This is a genomic window from Ruminococcus sp. MSJ-25 (genome assembly GCF_018917825.1).
GTDB classification, from domain to species: domain Bacteria; phylum Bacillota; class Clostridia; order Oscillospirales; family Ruminococcaceae; genus Hominimerdicola; species Hominimerdicola aceti.
In genome coordinates this window covers 146,829-169,412 of sequence record NZ_JAHLPI010000017.1, presented here as the reverse complement: position 1 = coordinate 169,412, position 22,584 = coordinate 146,829, and the positions used below count along the sequence as shown (strand labels likewise).

General features: G+C 39.6%; 22 protein-coding genes. 19 read left to right on the top strand and 3 right to left on the bottom strand.

Going from position 1 to position 22,584, the window contains the following annotated elements:
* Positions 1-13: 13 nt before the first annotated feature.
* Positions 14-1,345: a germination protein YpeB gene (gene ypeB / locus KQH97_RS07815; RefSeq protein WP_216553713.1), complete on the bottom strand. Its 1,332-nt coding sequence runs from the start codon at positions 1,343-1,345 to the stop codon at positions 14-16.
* Between the two features lie 339 nt (positions 1,346-1,684).
* On the opposite strand from ypeB, the gene KQH97_RS07810 reads away from it, so the two are divergent.
* A complete protein-coding gene (locus tag KQH97_RS07810; RefSeq protein WP_216553712.1) occupies positions 1,685-4,225 on the top strand; it encodes a GH25 family lysozyme in 2,541 nt (846 codons plus the stop codon).
* A gap of 396 nt (positions 4,226-4,621) precedes the next feature.
* On the opposite strand, the gene KQH97_RS07805 is transcribed toward KQH97_RS07810, so the two are convergent.
* On the bottom strand, positions 4,622-5,575 hold the full coding sequence (locus tag KQH97_RS07805; RefSeq protein ID WP_216553711.1) for a GTP-binding protein: 954 nt from the start codon (positions 5,573-5,575) through the stop codon (positions 4,622-4,624).
* A 469-nt stretch (positions 5,576-6,044) separates the two neighbouring features.
* Here KQH97_RS07805 and KQH97_RS07800 point away from each other — a divergent pair, with 469 nt between their 5' ends.
* The 17 genes from KQH97_RS07800 to KQH97_RS07720 all read left to right on the top strand — a co-directional run bounded on the left by KQH97_RS07800 (position 6,045) and on the right by KQH97_RS07720 (position 20,977).
* The gene (locus KQH97_RS07800; RefSeq protein WP_216553710.1) at positions 6,045-6,860 is read left to right on the top strand and encodes a ParA family protein; all 816 of its coding nucleotides are present in this window, start codon (positions 6,045-6,047) and stop codon (positions 6,858-6,860) included.
* Between the two features lie 12 nt (positions 6,861-6,872).
* Positions 6,873-7,760, top strand: a complete 888-nt coding sequence (locus KQH97_RS07795; protein ID WP_216553709.1) for a ParB/RepB/Spo0J family partition protein — start codon at positions 6,873-6,875, stop codon at positions 7,758-7,760.
* Between the two features lie 66 nt (positions 7,761-7,826).
* The gene (locus tag KQH97_RS07790; protein ID WP_216553708.1) at positions 7,827-8,060 is read left to right on the top strand and encodes a hypothetical protein; all 234 of its coding nucleotides are present in this window, start codon (positions 7,827-7,829) and stop codon (positions 8,058-8,060) included.
* Positions 8,053-8,391: a hypothetical protein gene (locus KQH97_RS07785; RefSeq protein ID WP_216553707.1), complete on the top strand. Its 339-nt coding sequence runs from the start codon at positions 8,053-8,055 to the stop codon at positions 8,389-8,391. The genes KQH97_RS07790 and KQH97_RS07785 overlap by 8 nt, the downstream gene beginning before the upstream one ends.
* Positions 8,392-8,410: 19 nt before the next feature.
* Positions 8,411-8,845 (top strand): TnpV protein, encoded by a 435-nt coding sequence (locus KQH97_RS07780; protein ID WP_216553706.1) that lies wholly within the window; start codon positions 8,411-8,413, stop codon positions 8,843-8,845.
* A 102-nt stretch (positions 8,846-8,947) separates the two neighbouring features.
* Positions 8,948-9,781 carry a PD-(D/E)XK nuclease family transposase gene (locus tag KQH97_RS07775; protein WP_216553705.1) on the top strand — a complete coding sequence of 278 codons (834 nt, stop codon included), beginning with the start codon at positions 8,948-8,950 and terminating at the stop codon, positions 9,779-9,781.
* A gap of 525 nt (positions 9,782-10,306) precedes the next feature.
* Complete coding sequence (locus tag KQH97_RS07770; RefSeq protein ID WP_117934633.1) at positions 10,307-10,711, top strand: hypothetical protein; 405 nt, start codon at positions 10,307-10,309, stop codon at positions 10,709-10,711.
* 187 nt (positions 10,712-10,898) lie between these two features.
* Positions 10,899-11,300 (top strand): DUF6075 family protein, encoded by a 402-nt coding sequence (locus tag KQH97_RS07765; RefSeq protein WP_118159791.1) that lies wholly within the window; start codon positions 10,899-10,901, stop codon positions 11,298-11,300.
* A gap of 22 nt (positions 11,301-11,322) precedes the next feature.
* Positions 11,323-12,243 (top strand): 3'-5' exonuclease, encoded by a 921-nt coding sequence (locus KQH97_RS07760; protein WP_216553704.1) that lies wholly within the window; start codon positions 11,323-11,325, stop codon positions 12,241-12,243.
* 48 nt (positions 12,244-12,291) lie between these two features.
* Positions 12,292-13,299, top strand: coding sequence for a toll/interleukin-1 receptor domain-containing protein (locus KQH97_RS07755; RefSeq protein WP_216553703.1), 1,008 nt, complete (start codon positions 12,292-12,294; stop codon positions 13,297-13,299).
* 367 nt (positions 13,300-13,666) lie between these two features.
* Positions 13,667-14,557: a hypothetical protein gene (locus tag KQH97_RS07750; protein WP_216553702.1), complete on the top strand. Its 891-nt coding sequence runs from the start codon at positions 13,667-13,669 to the stop codon at positions 14,555-14,557.
* Between the two features lie 117 nt (positions 14,558-14,674).
* A complete protein-coding gene (locus KQH97_RS07745; RefSeq protein WP_216553701.1) occupies positions 14,675-17,872 on the top strand; it encodes a SpaA isopeptide-forming pilin-related protein in 3,198 nt (1,065 codons plus the stop codon).
* Positions 17,873-17,966: 94 nt separating this feature from the next.
* Positions 17,967-18,272 (top strand): hypothetical protein, encoded by a 306-nt coding sequence (locus KQH97_RS07740; RefSeq protein WP_117924619.1) that lies wholly within the window; start codon positions 17,967-17,969, stop codon positions 18,270-18,272.
* Entirely contained in the window at positions 18,269-18,685 is a 417-nt protein-coding gene (locus tag KQH97_RS07735) for a hypothetical protein (RefSeq protein WP_117934617.1), read from the top strand. Before KQH97_RS07740 ends, KQH97_RS07735 begins: the two co-directional genes overlap by 4 nt.
* Before the next feature lie 1,566 nt (positions 18,686-20,251).
* Positions 20,252-20,416, top strand: coding sequence for a hypothetical protein (locus tag KQH97_RS07730; RefSeq protein WP_181985447.1), 165 nt, complete (start codon positions 20,252-20,254; stop codon positions 20,414-20,416).
* Positions 20,416-20,601, top strand: a complete 186-nt coding sequence (locus KQH97_RS07725) for a hypothetical protein (protein ID WP_117934608.1) — start codon at positions 20,416-20,418, stop codon at positions 20,599-20,601. The genes KQH97_RS07730 and KQH97_RS07725 overlap by 1 nt, the downstream gene beginning before the upstream one ends.
* Positions 20,594-20,977, top strand: a complete 384-nt coding sequence (locus KQH97_RS07720) for a hypothetical protein (RefSeq protein ID WP_147339780.1) — start codon at positions 20,594-20,596, stop codon at positions 20,975-20,977. The genes KQH97_RS07725 and KQH97_RS07720 overlap by 8 nt, the downstream gene beginning before the upstream one ends.
* Here KQH97_RS07720 and KQH97_RS07715 read toward each other — a convergent pair.
* Positions 20,946-21,713 carry a hypothetical protein gene (locus KQH97_RS07715; protein WP_117934602.1) on the bottom strand — a complete coding sequence of 256 codons (768 nt, stop codon included), beginning with the start codon at positions 21,711-21,713 and terminating at the stop codon, positions 20,946-20,948. The two genes, KQH97_RS07720 and KQH97_RS07715, sit on opposite strands and share 32 nt — an antisense overlap.
* A gap of 133 nt (positions 21,714-21,846) precedes the next feature.
* Between KQH97_RS07715 and KQH97_RS07710 the strand changes: the two genes are divergently transcribed.
* A complete protein-coding gene (locus tag KQH97_RS07710) occupies positions 21,847-22,578 on the top strand; it encodes a hypothetical protein (protein ID WP_216553700.1) in 732 nt (243 codons plus the stop codon).
* The last annotated feature ends 6 nt before the right edge of the window (positions 22,579-22,584 follow it).

Sequence of the window (22,584 nt, the reverse complement as noted above, 5' to 3'; positions counted from 1 at the left end):
TTATCCTCCTACTTTATACAGTCAGTGTTCCTGACTTGCTTTCCACAAGAATGAGTATCTGCTCCTCCTCAGCGGTCTGTGCGTTTATATATACAAGCACGTTCCTGCCGTTTTCTGCCCTGCACCTGAACTCATAACACAGCTTCTCCTCCAAACCGTCGGTAGGGATAAGTGCAAGCCTGCCGGATACTATTTCAAGGCGCGGGGACACGCTCTCTTTCGCTCGGCTTTGGGATATATCCGCTTCGGGGATATCTCTGTCATAGTGGTTCACCAAAAAGCCCTTTGCGTCAAAGCCTAATATCTCACCGTCGTCCATTGCTACTGATACCTTTATAAGGTCGGTGTAACAGCACACGTCAAGGTCGTTGTAGGCGAAATTTACTGTGAGAACGTTGTCGATATTCTCATAGTAGGTGGTTTTCATGGACAGTATGCCGAGGTCATCGAGAAAATCCTCCGCTGCCTTTACTCCCTGCTCGTTTGTAAGCTCTGTGCTTTCGCTGATACGGCTTTTGAGAAAATATGAGATATATCCACCCTGCTTTGTCACCTCGCAAGCCACCGTCTTATCCTCGTTTGAAAATCTCCAGCATGGCATTTTGCCCTCTACCTCTGAGATATCTGTGAACACTGTGGAGTTCATGTTAAGCCCCAGGGAACAGCGTTCAAGGGCTTTGGTCTGTGAAACGTTCTCTGCTTCAGATGTCATGCGTGGGGTACGCTCCATGATATTGTCTGAGAATGGGCCGTCATAAATAAGGCTTGGATAGCTTTCAAAGCTCCCCTCAAAGTCTGAGAAGCCCTCTGTCACTGTGGGCGGGTCGCTCTGCCGTGAACCTGTTTTGGTGAGGGCTATCTCACCGCTGTTCACTGAGCTTTCAAGCTCCCACATATCCTCGGAAAGTTCTTTGGAAAAGTCATAGAGCGAGGATATGTTCTCATACTCCTCGTCTGTTATCTCCTCGCCGTTCATGAGCCTCTCGCTCACTGCCATGGAGTAGTTTCCTACCTGTGAGAGAAATTTGTAGGTGTTTTCAAGCTGCAGCTCTTCTATGGGAAGCTGTGACAGAGCTGCCTTTGCCGAGGACGCTTCTCTGTAAAGCTTCACCGCAAGTGATTGGTGCATTTTTCCTGAGCCTGCATAAAGTTCCTTTTCAAGAGTGTCGCTCACGTTATCTACTGCGTCGCACAGGTCGCCCATGGCTCTTGAATAGGTGTAGCTCACACTACGCAACGCCCTTTTTTCACTGCTCATAAGCTGTATATTTCTCACCGCAAGCACACCCACGACAGCCACTGTGAAAGACACTATCCTAACTGCGTTTCGCTTTGATATATCCATTTTTTATGCTCTCCTTTTCTTTTTTCTCCATTATTATGCCAGCTAAAATGCTGATTATTCTCATTAACTGTGCCTTGCAGTGCCATTTCAGGCATATCATGATACACAAAATTTCTTTCCTAATCTTGTGTATCATGAACATCTTTATTTACTTATTATTACATAAATCTCAAAATAAGCGTAATGATTTAACTTTAAAATTACTGAATTGTATTTATTTGTATAAAAGCAAATTTGACAACGTGCTGAAAAAGGGCTATAATAAAGGGTGTGTAAAAATTATTGTGTAAAATGGCAGGAAAAATGTTAACTCTGCCTACAATTCTACGGGAGGAAATTATGAAATTTATTCCAAAGCTGACTGGTGTGGTTTTGTCAGCGGCAATAATGGCTCAGTCTGTTCCATTCGTGTATGCGGCAGAGAAAAGCATTGCGTCAAGTGAGCTTTCAAATGATATCCAGGTATCAAAGCCTGAATATGCAGCAGGCAATATGGAGGCTGATGGTCTTTTAGAGCCTGTCACTGAGGACGACCCTGAGTATCATAAATATCTTGAAAACAACGACCCATATGGCATTATGACAATGTCTGCTCTGTGGGGGGCTGACAGCCTTACTCATCAAAACAGATTCAGCGGTGTTTCAAAGGTCTATGGCATTGACGTTTCCTATTATCAGGGCAACATAGATTGGAAAAAGGTCAAAAACAGCGGTGTGGAATTTGTTATCATAAGAGTAGGCTACCGTGGCTATGGCAGTGCAGGAACGCTTGTGGAAGACCCTAAGTTCAAGACCTATCTTGACGGAGCTACCAAGGCAGGGCTTAAAGTTGGTGTATACTTCTACACGCAGGCGATAACCACAGCCGAGGCTCAGGCAGAGGCTAAGTTCGTTCTTGACAGGATAAAGGGATATTCTCTGCAAATGCCTGTTTATTACGATATCGAGTCTGTTGACTATGACACTGGCAGACTTGACAGCGCAGGGCTTTCCAAGGCTCAAAAGACCGCTCTTTGCACAGCTTTTTGCGACACTATCATAAAGTCTGGCTACAGCGCAGGTGTTTATGCAAACTACACATGGCTAAACTACTACATTGATGGAGCAGGGCTTGGCAGAAAATATCCTATATGGCTGGCTCACTACACAAGCAACACCAATTATGACCAACGCATGGATATGTGGCAATATTCAGGAAGCGGTACTGTTTCAGGCATTTCAGCCTACACTGACGTGAATGTATGGTATTCGGGCAAGCTTCCACTTTATGTGTCAGACCTTATCTCAGTGAAAAACACCTCCACCTCCAACACATTTGCCTGGAACGGCGCTCCTGACGCAACAGGATATGAGGTATATCAGGGAACAAGCCCTAGCGACCCTAACAAGAAAAAAATAGGGGATACAAAGAATACATATTTTACAAACTCCAACAAGTCCACAGGCACTATGTACAAATACATGGTGAGAGCCTACAGTGACGCTTCTGGCAAGCGTGTTTACGGCGATTACTCTGATGTTTTCACCACCTGCACGCTTCCCGCGAACATCTCAAAGATATCCGCTTCTGCAAGAGGAACTTCAGTCACCATTAGCTGGGACAAGGTTTCAAAGGCGACCGACTACATCGTGGAGCATTATGTGAACGGTGCATGGAAGCAGGTCGGCACAACTTCAAGCCTTTCATACAAGGTGAATGGTATCACACAGAACGGCGTTAATAAGTTCAGGGTAAAGGCGAGAAGAAATTACAGTGGCGTATACTACAATGGAGGCTACACATATGTAAACGCTGAGGTCACTGACATACCAAGTACAGTAACAGGCATAAGAAGCACTTCAAACACTTCTACATCAAACACCATAACATGGAACGCTTCCACAAAAGCGGAGGGCTATGAGATCTATCAGTGGATAGGTACTACCGACAGCTACAAGCTCATAGGCACGACCACGTCCACAAAGTTCACAAACTCAAAGAAAAGCTCAGGCACTATGTACAGATACAAGGTAAGGGCATTCAACAATATTGACGGACAGCGTATCGAGGGTGCATATTCCTCTGAGCTTACCACCTGCACTCTTCCTGCAAACGTATCATTCTCCCTTTGCTCCACTGACGTTGATTCCATAACACTCAACTGGAACAAGGTATCAAAGGCTACAGGCTATCAGGTAGAGATGTACACAAACGGAACATGGAAAACGCTCTCCACCCTTTCGGGAACGAGCTACACTGCAAGCGGTCTTTCACAGAACACAGCTTATCGTTTCAGAGTGAGAGCAATAAGAAATTATAACTACATAAACTACTACGGTGGCTACACTGAAAAGGACATCACCATTCATCCTGCAAACACACCAAAGGGGCTTTCCTCATCAGTGAACACATCAAGTTCCAACACTATCACATGGAAAAGCATGAATGGGGTATCTGGCTACAGCGTTTATCAGTGGATAGGCACTACCGACAGCTACAGGAAACTTGGCGACAACGCTTATCCATACTACACCAACTCAGGCAAGTCATCAGGCACTATGTACACATACAGAGTAAAGGCATATTATGTAAGCGACAATGTTATGCAATACAGCAAGCCTGCACAGGTGGTCACCTGCACACTTCCTGCAAACGTCACTGTCAAAACGGCAAAGCGTTCGGGAAGCAAAATCTCACTTGCATGGAACAAGGTATCAAAAGCCACAGGATATGAGATATATGTTAAGTCAGGACGCAGTTGGAAGAAGCTCGCCACAACATCAGGCAAAAGCTACACTGCCAAAAATATGTCAGGCACTAAAACATTCAAAATAAGGGCATACAGAAAATACAATGGTGTGAACTATTATGGTGCTTATACTGAAAAGACGGTTAAATAGTCACTCGCCGTGACGGGCATTTTACGCCATACATTGTGATATGATACAAATTTGCACCGCTGAATAAAAATGAGGGGCGACCTTGGGTCGTCCCTTTTTTGCACAATTTTCAATATCCGCACAACATTATTGTAGGGGCTGGCGCCCTCGACAGCCCGCTCGAAGCGACAAGATTTGAATTATCCGGAATTTGTGCAGAGCAACATTGTGCGGATAACATAAATAAGATTGCAGACGAAATGTCAAGGGGACGTGACGGGCATTTTACGCCATACATTGCAGCATGAGATACACTTGCACCGCTCTTTAAAATGTGTAATTATAACCTGCAATTATCATATCACTATCCAAGCTTACATACAATACATTCCGCATTTATTTTACAATATTTTGACACTATACAGGCACAAAATAGCCGTCGATATGCTCATTGTCAAGCCCCTCGCCAATGACGATAAACACCGCCTGACCTCGCTCTATAGGCTTAACAGTGATGTTCTTGTGGGTGGCGTTAAGCTCAAGCCACTTGCCCTCAGCGTTTTGCATAAAGCCTTTTACGCGGAATATCCTTCCGCACTTGCTGTCGCTCATAAGCCTGCTCACAGCATCTTCCATAGCAATATCGGGAAGCTTCATATTCATAAAATACAAAGAGGTATAAGCTTTATCTTGGTCGAACCACAGCTTTTCGTGGGAATCAGGCTCATAGCCACTGTTGGCTATCATTTCCATATCCTCGTCTGTAAGCTCCGACCAATCTTTCATTATTATCTCAGGCTTTGTCATCCTGTGGCAATGGAACTTTTTCTGCACGGCTTCAAGGTGTTTTAGAGTATCCTCAAGCTCCTGCTTTGTGGCTTCCTGACATCTGCTCATGAGAACTATGCCTGCTTCCGAAAGCTGAGAAGCAAGAAGATAATCAGAAGCTTCCGACAAGTTGGTATCAAGGCAGGCATCTGCAATAGTTATTACGCTTCCTATCTCGTACCAATTATCAAGAGGTTCTTCTCTGAGCACGTCAAAGAACTCGTCAGCTTCATAGATACCTGACGGCTCCACAATGACCCTGTCAAGACCACGCATACCCATAGCGATAAGCTTGGTCTTAAAACGCCGTCTATGGCAATCCTTATCAGCCGCCGAGACCATTTCAAGGTCGCAATTCTCGTCCAAAAGCTCCTGCAAAAGAAGCATATCCACATTCACTGCACCGAAATCATTCTCCAACACGCCAATTTTACAGCCCTTATCCAAAAGATAACGGGCATATTTTTTTATAAAAGTGGTCTTCCCTGCTCCAAGAAACCCCGTCACAAGGTCTACCTTTGTTTTCTTTTTCTCTGTGTTCATAGTTAATGCCTCCTAATGGTCATATTATATCACATTGGCAAGGCTTTGGCAATGACAGAAATAAAAAAAACGCCTTACACTAAGTAAAGCGTGTTTTGTACAGGGACTCGCCCTACATTACAAAGTTGGCAGCAAAGTTTGGCAACAAAAAAACGCACCCTGCAAGCCCGCAAAGTGCGTAAATACGCTGGTGCGCCAGAAGGGACTCGAACCCCCGACCTACTGGTTCGTAGCCAGTCACTCTATCCAAAACTAAAAAACGTAAAAATCACAATATTAAATTTTCTTCCAGTTAAACAAAATATCATGAAAATTGCTGCTAAAACTTCTTTGGCAGCTTTTTTGATGATATTTACACATATCATCAAGCATAGACAGGGTAGCTCCCTGAGCGGCAGGACGTTCTCCCCTGCCGCTTTTTCTGTGCTTAATACGGAGAACTTAAACATTTTCAGAAAGGGTGTTTTTAATGGAGAACACAAAAACAAAGATCGTATCCGTGGCAAATCAGAAAGGCGGAGTTGCCAAAACAACATCGGCATTCAATATTGCCGCTATTCTTGCACAGCGAGAGAAAAGAGTCCTTATGATAGACCTTGACCCTCAGAGCAGCTTGTCAGTATCGTGCATGAAGTACGAATATGACCCTGACGATATTACTATCACTGAGCTTATGTCATCTATCATAAATAAGAAAACCATTGAATTCAAGCAGGCTGTACACCACAACGAGCCGAACAACATTGACTATATTCCTGCGACTATAACACTTTCAGGAATTGAAGTTGACCTGTGTAGAACACGCTGCTGCGAAATGGTGCTGAAGCGTGTCATTAGTAATTACATCGGCTGCTATGACTACATCATCATAGATTGCCCTCCGTCATTGAGCAACTTGCTCTACAATGCGCTTTCCGCCGCAGATATGGTCTTGATACCTGTGCTTGCTCAGGAAATGGCATTGAGCGGAATACCGCTTCTTCTTGACAGCATTGACGATATCCATGAGTATGCTAACCCTGACCTTGAAATACTCGGAGTATTCGCAACATGGACAGAGAAAAACAACACAATGTCAGCTGAAGTAATTGAGTCAATAAAAGCCGCATTCAATGATAAATACCTTGGCAGCATAAGCAAGTCAAAAGCAGCTCAGGACAGCAGCCGTGAGGGCATCGCTCTTTGTAATTATAAAATCAGCAGCACAAATAAATACAAGAATATGCTCGCAGACGAGTATCGTGTTATAGCTGACAAAATAGAGTGTGTCACGGTGACACACTAAGGAGGTTTCAATATGATAGATATAAAACGCTCCGCAAATCGTCCAAGAGCTAACTTCTCAAATAACTTTGAGGAGCTTCTCATGGATAAGCAAAAGGTGGTTTCACTGCCTATGTCAAAAATTGAGCCATTCAGCTTTAATGGTGATCCACAGCCCTTTGCAATAGATGAAAATGAGATATCTGCACTTGCCGACTCTATTTCAAAGTGTGGAATTATCACACCGATAATCGTTCGTAGCATTAGTAGCAACAGCTATCAGATACTCAGCGGTCATAAAAGATACGCTGCTTGCAAAAAGCTTATGCACCTTGACATTGACGCCGTTGTTATCGAAGTCACTGATGATAACGTGGCTTTCGATATAGTCTGCCAGGCAAACATTCAGCGAAAAGAGCCACGTCCAAGTGAGCTTTCAAAAATGTTCAATACATACTTAAGTCTGAGGAAAAACGTTTCAGCAGACCTGACAGTAAATGAGATAAGCAATATGTTCGGTATATCCAGAAAAACCATTTACCGCTATGCAAATATCTCAAATCTTGATAATGGGTTAGCAGAGCTTATAGACAGCAAATCTATTCAGATAAAGTTCATTGAGCCGCTTGCAAAGCTCAGTCCTGAGCAGCAGAAAGCCATAGCAGACTATTACAATTATGACGAACGGCTCAGTTCAAAAGAGCTGACGTTGGTCATAGAGCAAATGACAGACAGTGGAAGCAGTGATATCTATGATATCATGAAAGCTATAAGGAATCTGTCTGAAAAGAAAAAAGAGCCATACAAGAACAGCTTATACAATGAGATGTATATCAAAAAGCCGTTATGTATGCAGAACATGACCGAAAGTGAGCTTGACAAGATAGTGTATGAGCTGCTTGATAAATATCTTGAAAATTAAGAGTACAAAAAAAGTTACCACAAACGAAAAATAATATGATATAATCATAGCACAGGAGGAAAAGTAATGAACATGACGTTCAAAATAGATATAGATCGTAAAAAAATAGAGGCGATACGCTGCTATCTCCCAGACGGCAACGTTGAGCAACTTCTGCACGAGGAGATAACAAAGGCGGCTAACTCTGCAGTTGACAAGCTTTACAACAGGAATGTTCCTAAGAAAGTGCAGGAGTTTCTCAGAAAGACTTCGGAGCAGAAGGCTGTCAAAAAAAAGAAAGAAGATATGCCAGATGAATAACGGAGTTTTGAAAACCTACGATAGCAAAAACCAGACGGCACTCTATCAGGCTAAAGACAACCGGCTATACGAGATCATATCTATCGATACCGACTGTGCTGTAATGGCTGCGGCATCCGATGATACATTTGCAGTCGCTGCAAAGCCGTTTCTCGATGAGATCAACAATGTGATCGATTTTTCAAGCATTGAATATTTCCCTCACAAAATTCAAGCAGAGAGCTACAGCAAAATACTTCATCAGTGCTATGCCGAACCGAAAGCTCAAGAACAACAGCGTGTCACGGTGACACACTCAGATAACATCACTCAAAAACATAAAAGTTTGTAATTGAAAGAGGAGGACCATTATGAACGAAAACAGGAAATTTAACGAAGATTTTGAAATCGAGCAGGCAGGACCAGAAGATGTTGGCTGCGATCTTTTTGAGTATGAGCTTACTCCAGAGGGTACATACGTCCCGAAGATAGCATACACAAGTGACCCCGAAGAAGAAAAGCTGCTTAAGAAGCCGATACGCAAATGGGGCAAAGCTTGGATGAAGTGGATGAAAGCCAACTGCGACTGGCTGATAGAAGTTCTTATTATGGAATGCCGTTGGCAGATCATTCCCAGAGAGGTCGATATAGAGGCTGAGGAAAGATTTGACGAGCTTGATGAGATCTACAGGAAAACGCACCCACGTCCGACTGAGTTCAATGAACTACGCAGGTGGGAGAAAGAAAGACTTATGACTATTGAAAATCAGGTCATGGAGGAGATCGTATACAAGCGCAGAGAATAAAAAATTTCTCCAGTGTGTCACCGTGACACAAAAGTATATAAAAAAGATATCCACTTTATTGACATTGGCTCAAAAATCTGATAAAATAAAGGTGAAAAGAGAATGATAATAACTGATGAAAAGCTAAAAGGGTCCATTGAGGATAAAATGGCTATCGCTGACAGCTTTAACCTTATGGACGATGACTTCTTTGCCGTAGTAATGCGTGACAAAGCTGCGTGTTCATATACACTGAGCAGACTTCTTGATAAAAAGCTCAATGTCATTAAAGTTGATACGCAATATGCCATAAGAAATTACAACGGACATTCGGTAGTGCTTGACGCACTTGCCGAGGACGAGGAGCATAAGCTATATAACATAGAAGTTCAGGTCAAAAACAAAGATTATCACCCAAAAAGGGTAAGATACTATCAGGCAAGTCTTGATACTCTGTTTCTTGAGAAAAATCAGAATTACAAAGAACTGCCTGAGTTGTATCTGATATTTATTTCGGCTACTGACTGGCTGAAAGGCGGCAAGTGTAAATACACGGTTCGCCGAATGGTCGATGAAACGCAGCAGGAAATTGACAACGGCGTACACGAATATTACTTTAATGCAGCAGTTGATGACGGCAGCTCTCTTGCCAAGCTGCTGCAATATCTAAAGAACAGCAGTGCTGACAACAGCTCGTTCGGAGAGCTGTCAAAGGCAGTATACAACCACAAAAGAACAGCGAAAGGAGCGGATAGTATGTGTGAGGCTGTTGAAAACTATGGATATAGGAAAGAGGCTGAGGGCAGAGCCTACGAAATAATCGCTCTTATGTTGGAAACTGGAGCAGACGATGAAGCGATAATTGCAAGGTTGATGTCACGGCTTGAAGTTTCCAAAGAAAGAGCTATAGAATACTATAACGCTTACAAGAAGCAAGAGGGTAAAGCTGAAAAGTAATTTTGTCCGTGGACAAAGCAGAACAGAATATGATTATAAGGACACTTGAATTTCAGGTGTCCTTTTTTGTTGACAAATGTCACTTTAAATGATAAAATGGGAGAATGAGGAATGATTTGGTATACTATATTTATAATCATATTTCTGTTTGGAATATTGTACATTTCAAATAACAAGAAGAACAGCAGCGAATTAGTAACATCTATTATTGATAAGTTTTGCTTACTAGCATTATATGTTATATCAACAAAACTTACTAAGCGGCTTATTCCCCAACTGACGGTTACCTTATTAATGGATATATATATTGTTCTGAGGGAAAAATACTGCAGTCCTTTATCTAAGACACAGAAAATAATTTTATTGAGTATAACCAATTTTCTTTTAATTTTTCTATGTTGGAAGTGGATTTATGAACTTACTTAAAACTACATTCGAATACAAACGTAAGGACACTTGAATTTAAGGTGTCCTTTTTTGTTGACAATATAAGACGATGATGATAAAATAAAAGGGTGAGCAATATTGAATTACTACGCAGAACTTCTTAATGAGTGCAATGCCTGCATATGTTCGGGTGTTCTGTCTGAACAAAAAAAGTTTTGTCACAAACTTATGGCTCTTGATCAACAATATCTCACCACTGTTCAGCGTGAATACCTTATCATGAAAATTGATAACTGTATAAGTAGTTATTACAACAGCTTGTCAAATGGTCGATTTTATTCATCTCGAAACAACAACGAACGTACTGATATAGCCGTATTAAATCGTACAGCAATGTATCTTGGGCATATGGTGAACAACACAAATAAAGGTTTGCTGCTTAAAGCTCTGTTCAAAACTTTGAGTCATAATAAATCAAAGTATGAGCCTTACGAATATGACAGACTTCTTGCAGAAATCGTTATTTCTGCATTTAAGATGTAGGTAAATACAAACTTAAGGACACTTGAAATCTCAGGTGTCCTTTTTTTATAAAAAGGAGTAATTAGACCATGGAAAAAATATTTTACATTTCACTGGGTGCAAGTCTTTGTATAACAGGAATTTGAGGAATAATCAGAGAATTTATTCCTGAGAAATACAGACTTTTCTAGAAAGGCAGGAAAGAAAAATGATTTTTCAAGATAAAGAACACGAGAAAATGTTCAATAAGTTGTGCAAGGAAATGCCATATCTCGATAACTTTCATATGTCACTTGCTTACCTCCTCACATTGGACACTGTTTTGCGTGACCATATTGGCGCACTATATGACGTAAAAAAAGATGTTATTATTTTCGAGGGGTTGAACAAGCCTTTTCAGACAAGCACAAGCAGTAAAACAACACGTTTGGCATTCAACCTTTGGAACGGTTCAGTGTATGACTCCGATCCCCCTGAAACGTATATCGACAAAAATGGAGAGAAAGCATATATACCAAGCAAGTATTATGCGCCCAACAATATCTTTAACTGCAACTATACGCCGTACTACTTCGAAGCAATCAAAATCAGGTACGAGATTTTCATGTAAGTAATGAAAAGGAGGTAATGGTATGAAAGCCAAGAACTATTGTCCTGAATTTGAAGAATACAAAACCATACGTCAGTGGGCGCTCTTAGGACAGCTGCCGAAAAAGGACGCTAAAGGCGTTGAACTTTGGGCAAATAAGAATTGCCAAGCTTCATATGTGTACTACAGCCCTGATGAGGTAGATCCTGCAACAGAAAAAGAGTTGCAGGATTTTTTTCAGCCTGAGAGGGACAGAAAAAATAAGCTGGCAAGGCTTAACCGCAAGTGGCATAAAGAAGCCGAGGAAAAGAAACGCCAAGAGGAACAGAAGAAGATATTTGATGAAGCGGTTGAAGCTGCCTTATTGCCTTATCGAGATTTGATATGGAAATTAACCGAGAAAACAAAAGAGCTTTATCCGAAAAAAGAGTATCCTAAATCAATAGTGATAGATACAGAAACCACAGGACTTGACCCTTTTCGTGATGAGCTATTGCAGGTATCTATCATTGACGAGGAGGGAAACGTTCTTTTTGACAGCTACTTCAAGCCACTCAGGCACAAAGAATGGTCAAAAGCAGAAAGCGTTAATCATATCTCGCCTAAAATGGTAGCTGACGCACCATATATAAACGAGAAAGCCGCTGAACTATATGCGATATTATCGCAGGCACATTGGATAATCGGCTATAACGTTGATTTTGATTTGAGATTTCTCATGGGAAGCGATATCATAACAGATGAGGAGTACAATGCATTTCGTACTGAAGATGTGATGATACAATTTGCTGAAATTTACGGTGAATACAGTGTGTATCATGAGGATTATAAATGGCAGAAACTCACAACAGCAGCGGCGTACTATGATTATGATTGGAACGTGAAAGGAATTGAAGCACATAATAGCCTTGCGGATTGTTTTGCAACATTGTTTGTTTATCATAAAATACTCAGTGGAGAATAGCAGATAATTGACACATGATGAATAATATGGTAGAATGGAGTGTGTACGATGTTACTCAATACATCTCAGTTAAAAGAGCTGTATAACAGATATGACAAGAAAAATAGTTCACTCATATCGATACCATTCTCAGCAATATCTGATGAGCCGTTAAAATTTTATAAATGGTATGCAGCTCTATTTCAAATCGAACTAAACTTCAAAGCGTTTGCTGACGTTGACAGCAAACAGATCATAATATATAAAGGAACGAAAATGAAATACTATGCTACCATTTTAATACCCTACGAAAATCGAGAAGCCTACATTGATGCAGTGAATGAAATAAACCAAATCGTATCTTCCAATGGCTGTATCATTTTATTTGTATGTAATATTCCATATAACCTTGTTTCTTATCTTTCAATTGAAGCGAAACAAAATGAGGGACAGCTTATTGAAAACATTATCAAGAAATATGATTTGAGAAAAGAGTCATCGTTGGGGATTCACGAACTGTTCATGAAATTTTGCAACAGAAAATTCAATATGGCGAATATTCCACCTAGTTGCAGCAAAGCAGATATAACGCAAATATTCAGTGACGCTTATTTCTTCTGTTCAAAATCCGATCTCACCAAGAAGGGATACAACTTTAATACTCATATTAGGAGGAAAAAAGTATTTATATCATACTGCCACGCTAACAAGGAATTGGTCTATGAAATAACAGAAGCCCTTGAATACAGCGGCATTGATCTTTGGATAGACAAAAAAGACATAAGCGTAGGTTCTCACCTGCTGGAATCAATCCTTGCAGGTATAGAAGAAAGTGATTTTGCCATTCTCTTTCTTAGTAATGCGACACTGTCATCAAATTACGGACAGTTGGAACTTAAAACAATAATGTCAGCGCTAACAAACAAGAAAAAAGGCTGGTACATAGTTAAAATAGACGATGTAGATGTAAATAACATCATGCCGTCATTAGGCGATTATAAATACTATGACCTAAGCAATGGAAATAAAACAGAGCTCATCAAGGATATCATCAATGCGATAAACGCTCAAAATTAAACAGCAATATTTGACATCACAAATCAATTGTGATATAATCTAGTTTGGAAAAGGTAAACTTAAACGGTAGGCGGTGTCCTCCCACACGGAATGGTCTGAATATTGTCAGCCGAAAGGCTCAGGCAAAATAGGATATTCGGGAGGTGATAGAATGGACTTAGCTTTCTTTGTCTTGACTATCGTGCTGATTGTCGCTCTCAACGAGCTGATAAAAAGCATAAAAAAATAACCGCCCTCGACCAAAAGTTGCGGTTATTTTTTACATAATCAAAAACTGAGGATAGCCGTCTATGCGGTTTACCTTTTCTATATATAAGTATACATCACTTTAAGATATATGTCAAGTCTAAAAAAGGAGGAAAACCATATGAAGAACACAATGAAAGCCATAGCCGCCTTGATAATCAGTGCGACAATGCTCAGCATAACCGCCTGCGGCAACACAGACAACACATCATCAGCCCCTCCAAAGGCAACCACAACGGCTTCAAGCACAGAAGCTTCGGCAACTACCACAACGGAAGCCACACTGACCTCTCAGAGTGAGGAAACAACTTTCCTTTCGGCTACCACAACATCATCAACAACGTCCGCAAGCACAAGCAGTGGTAAATCTTCAACCACTACCAAGGGCGGCTCAACCACAAAATCGAACAGCCCAGCTAGTAATGGCGGCACAGTGAATAATAATCAGAGCTACAGCCACAGCACTTCAAACAACGGCTCAGGCAACAATAGCTACAGCAATGACAATAACAACAGCTATCAGCCACAGCAGACGGAACGTCAGACAGAAAGACAGACAGAGCGTCAGACAACGACTAAAAGGCAAACCACAACAACGACAAAGAAAACGCAAGCTCCGAAGCCAAAGCCGACTACAACTACGAAGGCTAAGCCAAAGGTAACCCTTACTCAGAGTGATATAGACAGACTTCAGAAAGAATTGCAGGCATACAGCAATGAATTGGCAAGACCAAGAGTCGAGAAGATATATGCCGAATTTGGTTATTCATCAGTAGATGAATTTTTAGCAGACACCGCAGATATTAACCTCGACACTGCTTCATGGGTTTCGAGTGATAACCTTTACAGTTATGATGAATATAATGAAGTGCTAGAAAGAATGAAAAGCGACATAAAGGGTGAATATGATTTTTATGACGAGCACAACTTAACTCAGTCTATAATAATCATTCAAGCAGGAACAGATTATTACGGTCACTCCTGTTGGAACACATATTTGCTGAGAGCATAAAAACTGAATAAAGCGTTTAAGACGATTGATAAAAATTTCAATCGTCTTTTTTTATGCAAAAAAATAATATCCGCAAGGATTTGACATAGAGAAATAAATTGAAAGGGCGAGATAAAAATGAAGAAAAGTATCGTAAAAAGGATAGGCTCTTTATTCACAGTGCTTCTCCTTACAGCTTCAATCTTTTCAAATGGACTGGTTGCCTTTGCGGCTGACACAAAGCATACGCAGAGCAAGGTTCTTGATTGGAGCTATAACTTTGAGGGTTCAGGGCTTAAAAATGCCTATGACCCATTGACAGGCGGAAATACCAATGACGCATTCCGTTACAAGTGGGCGCAGGAGTTCTATTTCTGGAATGACGAAAGCGGTAACAATTGCTATTGTGTTCAGCTTGGTACTGAGCATGATAACAATACTGTAATGAGTTCATCAACATTTGACTCAGACACAATAATAAAAATGTATAGTAATAAAGACCAAAGACAAAATCTTAAAGCCGCAACGATCTACTCATACAAAGGCAAAACTAAGTACGGCTACAACGCAGATACTGAGAGAGTAGCTTCTCAAGCTATGATATGGACAGTATCAGGCGGTTTCTTTGACAGTTCATCAGAAAATCTCTCTTCGGACGAAAATACGATTTTGAACCGCATATATGCTCCTTCATCAGCAGACCATAAAAACCTTGTGGATTGCTACAAAAAGATGAAAGGTGATATACTTAGCCACTATAAAATTCCTGCTGGTGCAACAACTGCCGTAAGAACAGCCCCTACATACGAATTGAAGTATAACACATCAACAAAGAAATATGAGGGTACGATCAAGGCTGACAGCAGTATCTCACAGTTCGATTTTTCAAAAGTTGACGGAGTTACATTCAAAAAGGACGGAAGCAACATCAAGGTTTCCGCCAATGAAAACATCAAGGCAGGAACAAAAGCTGTCACTCTGACAAAGGCAAGAGCAAAGAACAGTGGCAAGATAGAGGAATGTGTTCCTCTGTTTTACAAGGGCAAAAATGATTCAGGCTCTCAGGCGAAAGTTGGATATATATCAGGCAAAGACCCTGTTCAGGCATATTTCAAGCTGAAAATTGATATGCCTACAGGCAACGCTGACCTTGAAAAGAACTTCATTGATTTCTTCGGAAACGAGGAAACAAACGTTGCCGACAAACTGAAAGCTGTTAAATTCAACCTTGTTATGAAGAACGGCGACAGCGATCTATTCATCAAGGCAACAGGCAGCGACGGCAAGTATACATTCAGCTCAACTGTTTCACAGGCTAACGCTACAGATATGACACTTGACGCTGACGGAAATATCCACGTTTCAGGTCTGCCGCAGGGCAGCTATTACTGGAAGGAAACAACTACAGCTAATGGCTATGCACTGAAAACCAAAACAGACGTAACTGTTGAGGCTGATAAAACAAGCAAAACAGTAGTAGATAATCAGAGAACATCTGTAGACAAGGGCGAGCTTGTTATCTACAAAACTGACGAAAGCGGCAAAAAATATCTCAGCGGAGCCAAGTTTGAGATAACAGCAGCCGAAGATATAGTAGTAAGCGGCGGCATAACGATACGCAAAAAGGGCGACATTATCGACACAGTTACAACCGATGAAAACGGAAAAGCTGTTATTACAAAGGACATCTATCAGGGCTATAGCTACACTGTTACAGAGATAGAAGCACCTAAAGGCTATTCGCTGAACAGCGAGCCTCAGACCGTGAAGTTAGCAACAGATACTGCTGATTTTGGATCAGAAGTGTCTGTTAAGAACTCACCTTGGACAGCACCTTTCATCATCACCAAGAAAAACCTCGGCGGTGAGCTGCTGCCGAACTGCGAGTTCGAGATACTTGACGAAAACAAGCGTCAGATAACGACAGGCATTACTGATGAAAACGGCGTTGCAACGTTCTCACTTGGCTACGGCAAGTATTTCTACCACGAGATAGCAGCACCTGAAGAGTACATCATTGACGATACATTGTATCCTTTTGAGATAACCGAAGAGGGCGTATCTGTTTATGCCAAAATGACGAACTATCTCAAAGAGGGTTCTATCAAGGTCACAAAGAGCACAACAGGCAACCTCAACATTAAGGATATACGATTCGTTGTCAAGGGTATCTCCGACACGAACAGCGACATCGAGCGTGAGCTTTTCACCGATGAAAACGGCGAGGCACTCTTTGAAAACCTCCCTATCGGCAAGTACACAGTAACAGAGGACGGCTCTACAGTTCCTGCGGCTTATCTTGTAGCTAACGAGCAGACCGTAACTGTCGAGTACAACACAACCGCAGAAGTCAAGGTCACCAACGAGGAAAAGACCGGTTCAATCAAGGTTCAGAAAAGAACAGAGGGTCAGAAGAATGTTGAGGGTATCACATTCTATCTGAAGGGTACATCAGACAGCGGCAGAGAGATAAACATTCCTGCGACTACCGATAAGGACGGCGTAGCAGTTTTTGAGAACGTACCTGTAGGCACATACATGGTTATCGAGGACGAAGAAACTGTTCCTTACGGCTATCTTGTTGCCGATGAAAAAAAGGTCACTGTTATCTACTCAGAAACTGTTGACGCAGAAATAATCAACAACGAGCAGACAGGTACTATCAAGGTACACAAGAGAACAGAGGGTGATCTGAATATTTCAGGTATAACCTTCTATCTGAAGGGCACATCAGACACAGGACGTGAAATAAACATTCCGGCTGAAACAGACAAAGACGGCATAGCAAAGTTTGAGAACGTGCCAATAGGTACATACAAGGTCATCGAGGACGAAAAGACCGTTCCATACGGCTATCTTGTAGCCGCCGAAAAAGAGGTCACAGTAACCTATGCTGAAACTGTTGACACTGACATTTTGAACGCTGAGCAGACAGGTACAATTCAAGTGCATAAGAAAACTGCTGATATGACGAACGTTGAGGGCATTAGATTTATTCTTTCGGGTGTATCAGACACAGGCAGAGAGATAAACATTCCTGCGATCACCGACAAGGACGGTCTTGCAAGGTTTGAAAACGTTCCTATCGGCACATACACTATCACAGAGGACGGCAGCACAGTACCTTATGGCTATCTTGTTGCCGACTCAAAGCAGGTCACAGTGGCATATGCACAGACAGTTGACACAGATATGGTCAACGAAAAAGCACCCGACACGCCGAACACTGGTGTAATGGACAATGACTCAGACGGCAGAACAGCACTGTGTAGCGTGGCTATCATTCTCGCAGGAGCTGCGGTCCTGATGTTCAGCCGAAAGAAAAAGGAAAGATAATTGATGCTGTCTGAAAAAGATAGCTAAAGGGGATCAATTTATCTATACATGAAGAAAGCCCCTGCAACTGGGCAGGGGCTTGGGAGGTAGTAATATGAATAATGAAAATGAACTCCATGATGTAACTTTTAAAATCAGGTATCCTAGCAAAAAGGAAAAAATTTTATATGCGGTAAAGTCCATTTTAATAGATGAGTTGAATATTCTTGTTCAAAGTATTATCACAGCTGCAACATTATGCTTTCTTGCTGAAAACGGATGGTCTATATCTCAAAAAAACAATGTATTAATAGTACTTCTATTCGTTGTATTTTTCATTTCACAAATATTGATGTGTTTAAGAGTTTTAACAGGAAAATACACCTTAAAAGAAATTATAATTAGAGAAGTAAAAGAATGAGCATATTTAAAAGATTGGAAAATCACTATAAAAGTAAGAGCTACTTGACATATCATGCGGCTAATGAGCATGAACAACTGCTGTTATTTTATCCAAATTATAAAAGCACAAAGATATACGTCATACATAAAAGTGATGACTCTAAGTGGTTTGACCTTGGTTGCCTTGAAAGAGGCGATGATGAAAAGCTCGGTGTTTCATTTTATGACGGCTGCGATAACAATTTTGATAAAATGATAGCGAAAATGAAAGGCGTAGATAAGGCAGCTGAGGACTACAGGTTTACAATCTTTTATGACCCCGACACGGATACTTATTGGATAGACAATTCATTGCAGTTGTTTTTTGAAAATCAAGAAGATGTCATCGCCGCATATTTAAAAGAAAATGGATATCATTTAATAATAGTATAAAATATTTATTTTCAAAGCACAAGCAGTTTAAATAGAAAAAAGCCCCTGCAACTGGGCAGGGGCTGGGGAGGTAAAGACTATGAGTATTTCTGATTTAGTTCTCGACTATACAATGTCATTTGCGTCATGGTGGGTGATTTGGGAATTATGGACTGGTGATCCTCTATATGCTTGGCGAAGGCAAATTAAATTCATGAAAAATATAAAGAATAATATCCAAAATAGGATAAAACATTTTAGATAAAAAGGATGACACTACAGGTAATACTGCAGATATACAAAGATGTTTTATGTCACTTTTATGCACAAACTTCAAAAAATATATTGAACTAATGTATATTAGCAAGAGAGAAATTATGTAGTATGCATAAATAAATACAATTAATAAATTTTGTTTAAGAAAACCATACAATGATCTATCGGTAGTCATAGTGCTTAATGCATTTACAAATCTTGCATTTATGTATTCAAAGCTTTCACAGTTTATTATTAGATCTGCATCTTTAAATGGATTATAGCAACAGGCTACACCTACAACATTGGCTACTATAGTCAAAAGAGCATATATCAATATCTTATACCATTTTTCGACATATAACCTATGTCCGTTTTCGTAAATAATGTTATAATCAACGCAGCAGCAACTCAGAGCAATAATAATTTGAAATACTATTGCGGCTACTCTGATATAATAATTGTAATTATAAAATAGGACGAGTATTGGTCTAATAAATGTGAAAATAAGAACTATCAATATTAGATACGCAAGTGAACGATATTGCTTTTTGTTCCTAATTAAATCTATAAAACACACACTACTTGTAACAAAACTTATGATAAACATAACATTTTTTATCATAAAATACACCTCGAGGTAAATGAAATGAAAATATTATACTATCTTTGGGCTGCATTTAATATATATAATTTTATCCATTTGATAATTTACAAACACAAGCATAAAAAATAGCTACATTAGAATTATATCACAAAATATGCTAAGTTGCAATAATAGGCACATACACAATAACAGAGGACGGCTCAACAGTGCCATACGGCTATCTTGTTGCCGACTCAAAGCAAGTCACTAAGAGAAAAAGATAATTGATATTGTCTGAAAAGGCAGTAAAAAGGGGATCAATTTATCTTATCTAAAGGAAGAAAGCCCCTGCAACAGGGCAGGGGCTGGGAGGCAGGACGTATAAATGTTATAGACAAATCGGTCAAGAGGTATTTATGAAGCACAACTATGAATTTGTAAATTTCAAGCTATTAATGCTTTCGCTGTTTGTATTTGCAGGCATTATCACTGGTATCAGGGTAGTGTTTGAAACAAACTCGGAAATGCAAATTAAAATATTCATTTCTTGGTTCTTTGTTAAAGCACTGATAATACTTGCAAATGTAAATTACATAAAAAAATCCTTTCATAAACTTTCTGATCATGGCGATAGCTGTTTCAGCCAAATTGAGATGTTACGCAATATATATATAATAGGGTGTGCTGTTACTGCTATAGTGTTATTAGTCTTTTGCAAAATATAAGAAAACGATGAGGTATAAAATATGATAAAACTAAGAATACAGGGTTTACCTGCAGAAGTTGAAAAGTTCACAGAACAGCTGAAAAAGGACGGCTATCACTTTTTGATGGAGAGTGATGACTATCCTAACAGAAATTCGGAGTATGTAATCGGAGTATGTAAGAAGATATGTGGAGGTAATGCTTGATGAAGATCAGGATCAATAGGTCTTGCAGAAAACGCCGTCAAGACCGCCGCAGTGGTATGGGACGCTGCCTTTGTATCGAGCCAAAGCGTTTATGCAATGAAAGCAAAAAGCTGATAGTTGTTGACCCTATGTCTAATGTCATAGTCGTGACAAAGGAAAAAGATTATGGAGCAAAAAATGAATGAGTATAGATACTTTATAGCAGACGATAACAAAACAGGAACTCTGATTTGCAGTAATGAAATAAAGGGCGAAGATATGCTGCTTCTTGTCGGATACGTTATCTACTTTTACAATGCAGCGTCCGTTGATGATATCGTAGACAAGCTTGTAACCATGTATGGCTTTAGTGTCAGGAAGGAACATATTACAGCTTTTGACCTCAACACTAATCCTGATACACCTTATACATACTATGACCTTATTGATGAGGGCGGCTATTGTGAAAGTGATGGATATATGTACACCGATATTAACAGAATAAAAAAACTCTTTTCAGGGGAAAAATCACAGAAGATGTTACGCACTATCAGTCGATTTTCCAAAAGAACATTTTCCTAGAATCTGTTAGTATACAGTTGTAATATATTTTATCGTCCTGTTTGTTGATTTCCATTTTAACATAGAATGATATTAAACAGTTGAAACAATCATTATCCTTTATATTTATGTGTTCATATACTTTTTCAGACAAATATATGGAACAAATCATTGGTAACTGTCTTTGTGTTAGATTGAAAATATACAATTTATGACCATTGCGATGCTTTTTGCAACGGACTCTTACCTTTCCATAAAAGATTTTTAACTGATCAACATCAGCCTGAGATAATCCATTTGTAATACGTTTTTTAGGAATAGCATACTTAACGGCTGTGCGTTCAATTTGATTTTCAGTATTTGTAGAAACTTTAGATATCTTATTCTCTATAACAAAAGGATTCCGTGCAGCTTTCTTCTCTGAAAAACAGGATAATATAACAGCTTTAAGCCTATTTTGAAGTCTGTCCAGTGATTTTTCGTCATTTTCCAATAGTTCCAACTGATGATTTGTCGCTCTTTTGCATTTAAAAGAACAAGTGTCTGCGTGACTTTCTAAATTGCGGGTTGAGAAATAGTTAGATTTCGTTGTACATGAATTATAAGTCAAATGTGGTTTTTCACATTCAGGGCAGAAAAGATTATTCTTGATTTCATTATATAGATCTAACGAATTTGTTGCTAACTGAGTTACATCTTCAATAGACAGCATTTTTCTTTGTGATCCATTAATATAGAGTGCTTCTTCAAAAACCATATCTTGTCACCTCAATAATTATTTTAAACTATTTTCACATTAACAGTTTATTAATCACACATATTATAGCACATAATTTGAATTTATGCAATATAAAGACAAAATATGTGTCTAAAAAGAAAGGATGAGATTCTTGTCAAAGCTTAAACAATTAAGGTTTACCATTTCAAGAAATGGTGACAAGGCAAAAACTGTTCTCAAAACTTCATACGATATTGTAAGTTTACCATATTTACTATCGTATGTTATGGGAATTTTCTTTGAAGAATATGAAGATGAAGACATTGGTTTTAGCTCAAGCGAGCTTACTGATATGCTTTTGACTATGTATCCAAACGATTTTGCTGTATCAACGGGCAATGCGGATCTTGTTATTGATGATTTAGAAACATGGGAAAGAAATTGCAGTTCATATGATATCATAAGAACAATAGGAATTTTTAAGCCAAAGGAATTAAATCTTTCTGAAAAGCTATTTTGTAAATTAAAGAAACACTGTAAACAAAATGGGTTTCATGCCGTGTATGCCGAAAGAAGCAAGGTAAACCTTATTATGTTTTATAAACTCCAAAATAATCAAAGATTATTTGAAATACGAAGAAACCGTAATTTTAAAAAAGGCAATTACATAGAAATTGGTCTTTTGTTTAATTGCAAGACATTTTCTGAAATTCGGACAGTGTCTGTCATTCCATATAACAAAAATGAAGTAAAGTCAGTGTTTGATAATGTAATAAAGGAAATAAATCAAATCATAGATAATGAAGAAGTATCTAAATCCGATATTTTTCTCAACCCACAAACAGCATGCTTAGAATACATTAACAAACATGGATATTTAATTAAGCCTATAGAACAGTGGTAAACAATG